General features: G+C 36.5%; 11 protein-coding genes. 4 read left to right on the top strand and 7 right to left on the bottom strand.

Annotated elements, in window-relative coordinates; all coding sequences use genetic code 11:
* Positions 1-20: 20 nt before the first annotated feature.
* The 5 genes from HOY35_RS08010 to HOY35_RS08030 form a co-directional block, all read right to left on the bottom strand.
* On the bottom strand, positions 21-1,184 hold the full coding sequence (locus HOY35_RS08010) for an ABC transporter substrate-binding protein (protein ID WP_172212217.1): 1,164 nt from the start codon (positions 1,182-1,184) through the stop codon (positions 21-23).
* A 215-nt stretch (positions 1,185-1,399) separates the two neighbouring features.
* Entirely contained in the window at positions 1,400-2,584 is a 1,185-nt protein-coding gene (locus tag HOY35_RS08015) for an ABC transporter substrate-binding protein (protein ID WP_172211933.1), read from the bottom strand.
* A 143-nt stretch (positions 2,585-2,727) separates the two neighbouring features.
* Positions 2,728-3,288 (bottom strand): TetR/AcrR family transcriptional regulator, encoded by a 561-nt coding sequence (locus tag HOY35_RS08020; RefSeq protein ID WP_172211931.1) that lies wholly within the window; start codon positions 3,286-3,288, stop codon positions 2,728-2,730.
* A gap of 262 nt (positions 3,289-3,550) precedes the next feature.
* Positions 3,551-5,356 carry an ABC transporter ATP-binding protein gene (locus HOY35_RS08025; protein ID WP_172211929.1) on the bottom strand — a complete coding sequence of 602 codons (1,806 nt, stop codon included), beginning with the start codon at positions 5,354-5,356 and terminating at the stop codon, positions 3,551-3,553.
* Complete coding sequence (locus tag HOY35_RS08030) at positions 5,356-7,065, bottom strand: ABC transporter ATP-binding protein (RefSeq protein WP_172211927.1); 1,710 nt, start codon at positions 7,063-7,065, stop codon at positions 5,356-5,358. Before HOY35_RS08030 ends, HOY35_RS08025 begins: the two co-directional genes overlap by 1 nt.
* Positions 7,066-7,853: 788 nt before the next feature.
* Between HOY35_RS08030 and HOY35_RS08035 the strand changes: the two genes are divergently transcribed.
* Genes HOY35_RS08035 through HOY35_RS08050 form a run of 4 tightly spaced genes read left to right on the top strand, consistent with a single transcriptional unit; the run spans position 7,854 to position 10,593 of the window.
* Positions 7,854-8,657: an endonuclease/exonuclease/phosphatase family protein gene (locus HOY35_RS08035; RefSeq protein ID WP_172211925.1), complete on the top strand. Its 804-nt coding sequence runs from the start codon at positions 7,854-7,856 to the stop codon at positions 8,655-8,657.
* Complete coding sequence (locus HOY35_RS08040) at positions 8,654-9,058, top strand: NusG domain II-containing protein (protein ID WP_172211923.1); 405 nt, start codon at positions 8,654-8,656, stop codon at positions 9,056-9,058. Before HOY35_RS08035 ends, HOY35_RS08040 begins: the two co-directional genes overlap by 4 nt.
* Positions 9,058-9,603, top strand: coding sequence for a Gx transporter family protein (locus tag HOY35_RS08045; RefSeq protein ID WP_172211921.1), 546 nt, complete (start codon positions 9,058-9,060; stop codon positions 9,601-9,603). Before HOY35_RS08040 ends, HOY35_RS08045 begins: the two co-directional genes overlap by 1 nt.
* 6 nt (positions 9,604-9,609) lie before the next feature.
* Positions 9,610-10,593 (top strand): polyprenyl synthetase family protein, encoded by a 984-nt coding sequence (locus tag HOY35_RS08050; protein ID WP_172212215.1) that lies wholly within the window; start codon positions 9,610-9,612, stop codon positions 10,591-10,593.
* A 61-nt stretch (positions 10,594-10,654) separates the two neighbouring features.
* Here the strand turns inward: HOY35_RS08050 and smpB are convergent, their stop codons facing one another.
* Positions 10,655-11,119, bottom strand: a complete 465-nt coding sequence (gene smpB / locus HOY35_RS08055) for an SsrA-binding protein SmpB (protein WP_172211919.1) — start codon at positions 11,117-11,119, stop codon at positions 10,655-10,657.
* Between the two features lie 15 nt (positions 11,120-11,134).
* A complete protein-coding gene (locus HOY35_RS08060; protein WP_172211908.1) occupies positions 11,135-11,779 on the bottom strand; it encodes a type 1 glutamine amidotransferase in 645 nt (214 codons plus the stop codon).
* Between the last annotated feature and the right edge of the window lie 2 nt (positions 11,780-11,781).

Raw genomic sequence — 11,781 nt, forward strand, 5'->3', positions numbered from 1 at the left:
TAGCCCATCTTCACACATTTTTATTTCGCAGGTGCTATCGACTCTGCTGAGACTTCCTTACCATCGGTTAAACCAACCACAACAGCCGATTTAACTGGATTATGCTCTTTATCAATTGTCATTTCACCAGTTACACCCGTGAAATCCTTAAGGCTAGCTAGCCCCTCTGTCACATCACCTGAGGTTTTTGCATCCGTATCCTCAGCTGCTTGTTTAATCATGTAAACAGCATCATATGCCAACGCAGCAAATGTAGAAGGATTTTCACCATATTTTTTGTTAAAGGCAGTAATAAATGCAGCTACTTTATCAGTTGCGGGTGCATTTTCTGAGTAATGACCGACATAATAAACATTAGTTGCACCAGCTGTGCCAGCTGTTTCAACATATTTTGGATCTGAGAAGCCATCTCCACCTAGAATTGGCTTAGTAATGCCCATATCGCGTGCTTGCTTAGTAATCAAGCCTGTTTCTGTATAATAACCAGGCATGACGATGGCGTCAAAATCTTTATCTTTAATTTTTGTTAACTGCGCTTGGAAATCCTTATCACCTGAAACAAAGGTCTGTTCATTAACAATTTCACCTTTATAAGCCTTCTTAAAGGCTTTCGCAATCCCTTTAGCATAATCCGATGAATTATCATAGAATAAAACGACCTTTTTAGCGCTCAAGCTATCATCAGCATAATTGGCAAGCACTGTACCTTGATAGCTATCTTGGAAGCATGAACGGAATACAAATTGCTGTGTTTTATTATTTTGAACAGTAATAGAATCGTCCGTTCCTGATGGTGTCAAAAATGGTACCTTAGCCGAGGTGATATTAGGAATAACTGATTTTGATGCACCTGAGGTTGCAGGTCCAACCATCGCATTAATCTTATCATTAACAGTTAAATTTGAAGCAACGGTTGCAGCCTCAGCATTATCAGATTTATTATCTTTAGAAATTAATTCAATCTGTTTACCATTAATCCCACCAGCAGCGTTAATTTCTTCGACCGCTAAATTAATTCCCTGCAGCTCAGAATTACCATAAGCCGCAACTGCACCAGATAATTCTAAGTTTGCGCCTAGCTTAAAAGTTTTTCCAATTTCTGTACCAGCACCCTTGACCGAGCTATCCTCTGTACCCTTAGGTGATGAGCATGCTGCTAGTAGCACACCTGCAAATAATGTCATCCCAACGATACTTAATTTTTTCTTAAACAATTAAAAGACTCCCTTATCTATATATTGATAGTCAAACTATCTTTATTACCATTTTCTTAATATAAAGAATTGTCAGAAAATTGTCAAGATAATAAATAGAAACATTTAATTAATTTTCTATTAGTAATAACTTTATAAACATCGTTAAAATAATATACCAACCTCTAAAACATAAAGGGATTAAATTACTTACTTGGCGCAATAATCTTAGCCGTATCCTCCTTACCATCCTTCAGACCAACAATAACCGCTGATTTGATTGGATTATGCTCATCGTCTATTGTAATCTCACCTGTCACGCCGACAAAATCTTCAAGCTTTGCAAGCGACTCTGCTAGCTCATCTGAATTTTTGACCTTACCATTCTCCGCAGCCTCTTTAATCATATAAACTGCATCATAGGCTAAAGCAGAGAAGGCTGATGGATTTTCACCATATTTAGCATTAAAAGCCTCAACAAATGGTGCAACCTTATCAGTAGCAGGCGCTTTCTCTGAATAGCCTGAAACATAATAAACATTTGTAGCACCTGCTGCACCAGCAGTTTCAACATATTTTGGATCAGAGTAGCCGTCACCACCGACAATTGGTGCTGTAATTCCCATGTCACGCGCCTGTTTAGTAATTAGACCAGTTTCATTATAATAGCCAGGCATTACGATGGCATCAAAGGTTTCCGATTTAATTTTAGTCAACTGGGCTTGGAAATCCTTATCACCCGACACAAAGGTTTGTTCACTAACAATCTCACCTTTATAATTTGCTTTGAATGTTTTCGTAATTCCCTTTGCATAATCTGAAGAATTATCTGTGAATAAAACAATTTTCTTAGCTGCTAATTCATCTGTCACAAAATCTGAGATAACTGTCCCTTGATAACTATCTGGAAAAATAGAACGAAATACATATTTTTGTACTTTTCCATTTTGAACTGTGAGTGTATCATCCGTTCCTGAAGGTGTTACCATCGGTACCTTCGCTTTGGTAATATTTGGAATAATTGACTTCGCTGCACCGCTGGTTGCTGTTCCAATTATCGCATTTACCTTATTATTAACTGTCAAATTAGAGGCAATTGTCGCCGCCTCGGCGTTATCCGATTTATTATCTTTCGCAATTACTTCAATCTGCTTACCGTCTATTCCACCGGCAGCATTGATTTCTTCAACGGCTAAATCAGCGCCCTGTTTTTCTGCAGTGCCATAGGCTGCAACCGCTCCAGACATTTCTAAATCATAGCCAATTAGGAACTTATCCCCGATTTCTGTACCATTGCTCGATGAGCTGCTTGAACCGCCGGGTGCCGAGCAGGCCCCCAGAATAAATGTAGAAATTAATGCCATCACGCCAAATCTTAATCTTTTGTGCATAACACACGCCTCCTAAAATAAAAAACTATTAAATACCAGTAATGTCTTTAACTATAAGTTTTTTAAAAGCGAATGTCAATCAAAAAAGAGCGTACATGTAACAAAACATAACACGAACACTCTTTTTGATTTATTTTTTTGATTTAATAGTATTTTTCCGGCTTCTCCAAGATATCCTCAAGAATGTTTTTTAGAATATTCACTAAATATTCCTGTTCATATGTGATGATTCCTGACGTTGAGAGTGTCGCAACGCCAATTACAGTCACTAACGTCTCTCTATGCAATATTTCAATTGCCTTATCATCTAAATGAGCATATTTATCGGTTTTTTGAATCAACCTTTTATAATTAACCAAGCTGCTTTCGTATACCCGAAAGCCAATTTTATGATTTTCTACAAACAGGGTTTGAAATAAGGTTTTTTTCTTCTGAGTAAATGTAATAAAATTTAAGCCAACATCAATCAATGAATCTCCGGTAATTTCACCGTTAAGCGTGTTATTAAAAAGCTGTTCAAGAATGCTTTCTAAAACCTGATGCTTCAAATCATCCATATTTTTAAACTCAAGATAAAGTGGTTGAGTAGAAATCGATAATTTCTCAGCAATATTTCTAGCCGTTAAGTTTTCAAAGCCTTCTTTTTCAACTAATAATTTAGTCTGTTTTAAAATATAATCTTTAGTGTAAACTTTACGTCTCATGTCTCCTCCTTATTTACAGTCTAAGGTCATTTTATCATTAAAAAATAATAATTCAAACAAAATCCTTTTCAAATTTTAAAAAAATATTAGAATAAAGACAGTGTCGCTCATAATGAGCTTAGAAAAACCGTTATATTGGTATATACATATTTTAATCTAATTAAATTAACATTTTTTTAATTTAAAGACATAATAATTTCATGGTCTATTCAAATGCTAAAAATAGCCTTTTATCATCAAAAATGATAAAAGGCTAAGATAATTATTCAAAAACAAATTGATTATGATAAAGCTCTGAATAAAATCCCTGCTGCTTTAAAAGTTCATGATGATTACCTTCTTCGATAATCTCACCATCCTTTAAAACCACAATTTTATCTGCATTAAGAATGGTTTTTAGACGGTGAGCGATAACAAAGCTCGTTCGACCAGAAATTGCCATTTCCATCGCTCTTTGAATTTTAGCCTCCGTTACCGTATCAACGTTTGAGGTCGCTTCATCAAGGATTAGTAACGATGGATTGGTAATAATCGTCCGCGCAATTGAAATGAGCTGCTTTTGACCTGTTGAGAAAATATTATTTTCATCATCAATCTGTGTATCGTAGCCATCGTCTAGCTTTATAATAAATTCATGGATATTCGCTTGTTTGGCAGCTGCCTCTATTTCATCTTGTGTTGCATCAGGCTTACCAAAAGCAATGTTCTCTTTAATTGTGCCCGTAAACAAAACCGAATCCTGCAACACGATTCCAACATGGCTTCTTAAGGAGTCTAAATCATATTCACGAATATCTTGTCCATCAATTTTGATTGAGCCATCATTGACATCATAAAATCGATTAAGCAAATTCATAATGGTCGTTTTACCAGAACCTGTTGGACCCACTAGGGCAACCATTTGCCCCTTATCAACCGTCAAGCTAACATCTTTTAGAATTGGCTTATCCGGATTGTAAGAAAAATCAACATGCTCTAAAGCAACACCGCGTTCTAAGGCATTAAGTATAATGCCATTCGTAGGTCTGATTTCATCCGGCTGATCAAATATTTCATCCAACCGGCGTGCGCCAGTGATTGCTGTTTGTAGTTGGGTAAAGTTAGAAGAAATTTGCATTAAGGGCTGATAGTATTGCTGTGAATACTGAACAAAAGTCACTACTAACGCCAAGCCAACACCTAATGCCATGCCATCGTTAACAACGAGCCATGAGCCAAAGAAAATAACGATTGCTGTATTAAATAAGCTCATACCCTGCATTAATGGCCAAAGCATCCCTGAATATGCTTGTCCTTTGAATGTTGCTTCACGCACTGCATCATTATGCTTTAAAAAGTCAGTAATAGTTTCTTCTTGAAGTCCGTTAACAATAATCGCTTTTTGACCAGAAATTTTTTCATCCATATAACCATTGAGATGACCGACTTCGTCTTGTTGAATATCAACATATTTTTTAGCTTGCCGAATAATAAAGACTGCAAATAGGATTGCAACTGGCGTTGATGCAACTGTTACCCATGCTAATTTAACATTTTGTTGAAACATAATGATAATTAAGCCGATGAAGAGGGCAACGTTTTGAAACACCTGAACTAAAGATTGATTTAAAGTATTTTGGATATTATCTAAATCTGAAGTAAAGCGAGAAAGAATTTCACCATCCTGATGCTTATCAAAGAAAGCAATTGTCATTCGTTCAAGCTTACCAAAAAGACCTGTTCTCATTTTATTCGTACCATAGCCGACAATTCGACTAAATAGAATCGTATAGATAAATTGAGCTGCACTGGTTAGTAAATAAAAGATAAGTAGCTTCCATAAAACATCAAAGAAGGCAGCTTTTGAAACGGTTGCCATTGCTGTGCCTGTTTTTGCCGCAATAGCTTGTGCTTTTAGATACTCCGAAGCATAATTACCAAGCTCCCCAATCGCTTGCCCCAGATACTCAGGTGCTTTAACTTGAAGATAGGTTCCAAATACCACCGCAATTAAAGCAATAAGAAAGGACCATTTATATTTTTTAAGATAGTGATAAAAGAATTTACCTGCTTTAATATATTCTGACATTAGGCTTCATCCTTTCCTTTTTGCGTTTCATATATTTCTCGATAGACCGCATTATTTTCAACCAATTCTTTATGCTTGCCAATTCCGATAAGATGACCCTGATCTAATACTAAAATTTTATCTGCTCGTACTACCGAAGATATTTTCTGAGCAATAATAATTTTTGTTGTATTGGGTAGCTCATCATTTAAGGCCTCACGAACTAAGGCTTCAGATTTGGCATCCAGTGCTGATGTTGAATCATCCAAAATTAATATCTTAGGATTACTAATTACACCTCTAGCAATGCTCATCCGTTGCTTTTGACCGCCAGAAAAGTTGTTAGAACGCTCGGCAACCGGTGCATCATAGCGTTCAGCCATCTTTTCAATAAATTCTTTGGCTTGAGCAATTGAAGAGGCTTTTTCTAATTCAGCTTCAGTAGCATCCGATTTACCTTGACGTAGATTTTGAGCAATTGTACCTGAGAATAGGATTGCACGCTGCAGAACAATTGAAACAGTGTCTCTTAGCGTTGCTTGATTGATTTTACGCAGATCTTTATTGCCAATTTCGATTTCACCTGAGGTTGGATCAAATAAGCGTGGAATTAACTGAGCGAGAGTTGACTTCCCTGAACCAGTTGCTCCGACAATTCCAACCATTTCACCAGCTTCAATCTCAAATGAAATATCCTTTAAGGTTGGCTCATCATCTCCTGGATAAGTAAAGCTCACCTGCTTAAACTTAACTGAGCCTTCCAATACTTCCTTCGGACCATCCTCAAAGGTCATTGCAGGGCTAGTATTCAATATTTCTCTAATTCGACCAATAGAAATAAAGGCACGTGAGGACATCATTGTCATCATTCCCCCCATGATAATCGCAAACATGATTTGCATCATATAGCTCATAAATGAGGCAAGTGCACCAATAGCAGCCGGATCGTCCTGAACAAAGGTTGATACCATATAGATTGCCATGAAAATAGCTAAGTTTGCTACCATCATAAATGACGGAATCATTACTGAAAAAATATAACCAATTGATAAATTGTGACCTAACAATTCATGTGAGGTTGTTTTAAATTTACCGTACTGATTTTTTTCCTGAACAAAGCTTTTTACAACGCGCATACCTGCTAAATTTTCTTTGGCGATACGATTAATTTTATCCATCAAAATTTGAAAGGCTTGAAAATGGCGCCCCATCATGCCTGAAGTAATTGCCGTAATTATGAGTATTAAAATGACAAGTAAAACAATAATCCACCATAGCTTTGGTAGCGTTTGGACAGCTAAAATAAAAGATAAAATAAATAATAATGGAATACGAATTAAGATTTGAAAGACAATCATAATCAAATTTTGAACCTGTGTCATATCATTTGTCAGACGGACAACTAGATTTCCAGCATTAAAGGTTTCAATATTGGCATAACTAAATTTTTGAATTTGGCGGAAGGTATCTTCTCTTAAGTCTGCTGTTATGCCCTGGGCAATTTTAGCTGCAAAAATCGTATTCAGTACACCCGCGACCAGCCCGATGGCAGCAATGATTAGCAGTTGAATACCAATTTCAGTAATTTTAGAGGAATTATTTTTTAAAACCTCTTCCAACACCTTTTGTAATAACTTGGGTTGCCAAAGCGTCGTTACGACCATTAAAATCGTAAATAACAAAGAGCCAATCACGTAGCCCTTGTATCGACCAATATATTTCTTAATCACTTTTTCCCCTCTTTCCCTAAAGCTACTTTTTCAGAAGTAAAATGACAATCTCTATTTTTAGACATTGTCTTATCATTTTACTTGTTTTTTGATGACAAGAAAAGTAAAAGTGCTTTTTATTTCATAAAAAAAAAATGTTATAATTGCTTAGGTTGGATAAAATCAAACGGAGGTGGAACAAAAGACGTTTAGCGGCATAGAAATAGGTGCTAAATTGCCTCATAAAAAAAGCGTAAAGCAAGGTGCCTTCTATCTCTGATTAAAACTATGAAAAATAGATGAGTCATTCGTTTATTCAGTCAGACGTTTTCTGTCTGACCGGATGACGTATCTATTTAAACAGTTTTAAGAGAGAAAGCACGTCAAGCAAGGTGCTTTCTATCTCTGATTAAAACTGTGAAAAATAGACGAGTCATTCGTTTATTCAGTCAGACGTTTTCTGTCTGATTTTCAGTCTTATGCTCAACTTTCAAAGCAAGCCGTTTACGCTTTTTAGGCAATCTAGCTTCAATGACCAGCGTTTAGGAAATTAGAGAAAAAATACGCAAAAGCTGAAGCTCGCTTAGGCGTTGACTAGTCATTGTCGCATTGTCTCCGTAAATTACAGATATTACAACAGGGTTTAAGACTTTTGTTCCAACCCCATCAATTCTTAATTTAATCCAATAAACAGACTAATGTTTAACTGAAAGCACCTTATAATTAATGATTGTTCAGGCAAACAGACAAAATAGTAAAATAACTAGCATTTAAATGAAATTTTTTATAAGTATTGGAGATAGTAATTCATGAAAATTTTAACCTTAAACACGCATAGTTGGCTAGAAGCTAATCAACGTGATAAAATAAAAGCGATTGCAAAAGAAATTATTAATAATGAATATGACCTAATCGCTTTACAGGAGGTCAATCAGCTAATCCAATCGGCTGAGCTTGAGCAAATCACAGCATATGGGGGTCAGTCGACTTTACATGAGGATAATTTTGCCTTGCTTTTGCAACGAGAAATCGAAGGGTTAGGCCAAAAATACTATTTCACCTATCACATCGCACATCGAGGCTTTAATAAATATCAAGAGGGGCTATCCTTTTTAGTTAAGACCCCAATTATTGAATTAGCGGAGATTATTACCACACCTTTCAATGATTTTGAATTTTTAACCAGAAAGGCAATTCGCTTAAAAACTAAAATAGCTGGGCAAAGCTATACTTTTTACAATTGCCATGCGTCTTGGTGGGCAAATGGTTTTCCAGATGAATGGCACAGGCTTATTACTGACATTGAGTCGCAAAGTGGACCGATTATTCTCATGGGTGACTTTAATGCACCTGATGATATTAAGGATGAAAGCTACCATTTAATTTCAAATCATTTTCAGGATAGCTTTCATGAAGCAAGGGAAAAAATAGGTCGTAATACAATTACAGAATCAATCGCTGGCTGGGTAAATAATACACAGGCACGCAGAATCGACTTTGTTTTTTATAATAGCCTGCTAACAGCTAAATCGTATGAAGTTGTTTTTGATAATCACAGAACACCAATTGTTAGTGATCACTTTGGTGTCAGTGTAGAAATAGAGCATTTATGAAAAAAATCTCAAAATACTTAAATTTAAAACCATTCGATTTTTTAATTGTCTCAATACTTGTTATTGGTTCTTTTTTACCCCTTTTCATATTAAGAAATACAAATTCTGCTGGCAATGAGGTTTGGGCTGAATTAAGGGTTGATGGTAAATTAATAAAAAAATTTGATTTGAGTCAAAACGAAGCCTCAAACTATCGTTATGTCGCGGATGATGGCGACTACAATCTGATTGAAGTAAAAAATCAGCAAATCAGAATTAAGGAAGCAAACTGCGGTGATCAGATTTGCATCAAACGGGGCTGGATCAAAAAATCTGGTGAGACAATTGTCTGTTTGCCACATAAGCTGGTGATCGAAATCAAAAATAATGCGGAAACAAACGATGGCGAGGTTGTCTACTGATGGATCGTTTAAAAATTTTATTATACACTGCCATTTTGGCAGCAATTGCTACCGTGATTAGCGTTATTGAAGGCATGTTCCCACCAATCTTCGCTTTTGCACCTGGTGCAAAGCTTGGACTTGCCAATTTAGTGACCGTTGTCTGTTTATTTAGCCTCCCAAAAAGAAATACAGTCTTACTCCTAATCACCCGGCTTTTAGTCTCAACGCTTTTACTCGGTGGCGCTTCAACCTTTTTATACAGCTTTGCTGGTACTACCTTGAGCTATCTTGCGATGCTACTCGTCAAGCAGCTTGGTCCTAAAAGAGTCAGTGTCATTGGTATTTCCTCAATTGGCGGCTTCTTTCATAATGTCGGCCAGTTGGCAGTCGCCAGCCTAATTGCCCAAACGTGGTCGGTCATGCTTTACTTACCAGTTTTATCAATTCTAGGTATTATGGCTGGCATTTTAAATGGTATTGCTGGCAATTTTCTTTTGACCCGCATTAAACAACTCAAAAAAATGAATCTAATCTTTCATGCCAATAGTTCTTGGCTAAAGTAAAAGGAGATAATCTTGCATCCGATTTGGAAACCCTACCCAAAATTAAAAAATGAATTAAATCAAACAAAGAAACTCATGGAAAAAAACTTAAATATTAAGAATAAATCTGTGGAATCAGCAATTTTAGAAATGTTAAATCAAGGTGGCAAGATGCTACGTCCTGCCTACCAGCTGCTATTTTCACAATTTGGTACACCAGATGAGGACAAAAAAATTGCCCTTGCTGCCGCAGTCGAAATGCTCCATACAGCAACCTTGATTCATGATGACATTATCGACAAATCCAAAACGCGTCGCGGTTTACCATCAATTGCCCATCAATTTGGCGAAGAGGTGGCCGTTTACGCTGGTGATTATTTATTTGTAACAACCTTCAAGCTAATGGCGAATTATTCTGATAATTTAAAATCACTACAATTACATTCCCAATCCATGGAAAAAATCCTTGATGGTGAGCTTGGTCAAATGGATTTTCGTTACCAGCTAGAGCAAACGCCTGAGGATTATTTAGAAAATATTTCGGGCAAAACTGCTGAGCTTTTTTCTTTAAGCTCAGCGATTGGTGCCATTGAGAGTGGCGCTTCAGAGAAGCTAGCCAACCAAGCACGAGTAATTGGCAAAAATATTGGAATCGCTTTCCAAATTATTGATGATTATTTAGATTACACCCAGACTGAAAAAGTGATTGGCAAGCCTGTTTTAGAAGACATGAAGCAGGGTGTATACAGCCTGCCATTGTTACTCGCACTCCAATCCAAAAAAACAGAGCTGGCAGCTATCCTTAGAAAAAAAGAAGCAATGACTGACTATGATGTTACTGTAATTGAAAAAATTATTCATGAAACAGATGCTTTAGCGCAAACAAAAGCAACGGCAAATAAATACACTGAAAATGCTTTGAATATTATCAAAAAATTACCTGAAAACGATGAAAAAACAAAGGAAACACTTACAGATATCACCAAGCAGCTCTTAAATCGCATTAATTAATTTTATTATAAAAAAAGCTAGCTTAATATTGAGCCGAATTGGTTCAGTATTAAGCTAGCTTTTATCTATTTTTGGCTTTCATTGCGCGAGCAATTTCACGTGTTTGCTCTTTACGCTTAAGCGTTTCTCGCTTATCGTATTGTTTTTTTCCTCGTGCTAAACCAATCAACACCTTAGCATAGCCATCCTTAATATAGACTTTTAAAGGAACAAGCGTTGTCCCAGCTGTTTTCATTTCATTTGCTAGCTTATCAATCTGCTTTCGATGTAATAAAAGCTTCCTAGCACGAACGGGATCATGATTATAAATATTACCCTGTTCATAGGGTGAAATATGCACATTGGAAAGCCATACTTCACCATTTCTAATACGCGCAAAGCCATCCTTTAAATTGATTTTTGCTTGACGAATTGATTTTATTTCAGTACCCTGCAAAACGATACCCGCTTCAAGCGTATCTAGAATTTCATAATCATGCCTCGCCTTTTTATTTTGCGCTAATAAGCGCCCTTCTCCTTTAGGCAATTCACTACCCCATTTCTATACAATTGAATTTAATAAGTCAAAAAGCAGCTCTTTATTGGCAGCCTCTATTGAATGCTTTAATATTTTTTCTTCTGTTTGATTTAAAACATTGTCCTTAATAAACTGCGCATCATGCTTCAATAATTCTTGACGTGTTTCAGCGTTGGTTTCCAAATGAAACTGCAAACCAATGGCTCTGTCATAACGAAAGCCCTGATTCCTCCAGCTCTGACTTTGGGCAATTAATTCCGCTTGCTCTGGCAAAGTAAAGCCTTCGCTGTGCCAATGTAAAACCTGATAGGATTTAGCTGTACTTAGAGTCAAAGTCGCCGAAATATTAATTTGTCCCCAACCGACCTCCTTTGGAGTCGGTATTATTTCAGCACCCAAAACCTTAGCAAGCTGCTGTGCACCTAGGCAAATACCAAATATTGGTAGATTCAATTCAAGCGCCCTTTTAATTAACTGACGCTCTTCAGATAGCCAAGCCTCCTGATCATTAACACTCATCGGACCACCTAAAATAATCAGGTAATCAAAATCGCTTGGATTAGGCAGGGTAGGCTCCTCAAATATTTTTATTAATAATAATTCATGATTATTATTAATAAGCCATTCCTCTAGATAACCGAGACCTTCAAATGAAACATGTTGTATCACAG

It is taken from the genome of Enterococcus sp. MMGLQ5-1 (assembly GCF_013155265.1).
Classification (GTDB): Bacteria; Bacillota; Bacilli; order Lactobacillales; family Streptococcaceae; genus MMGLQ5-1.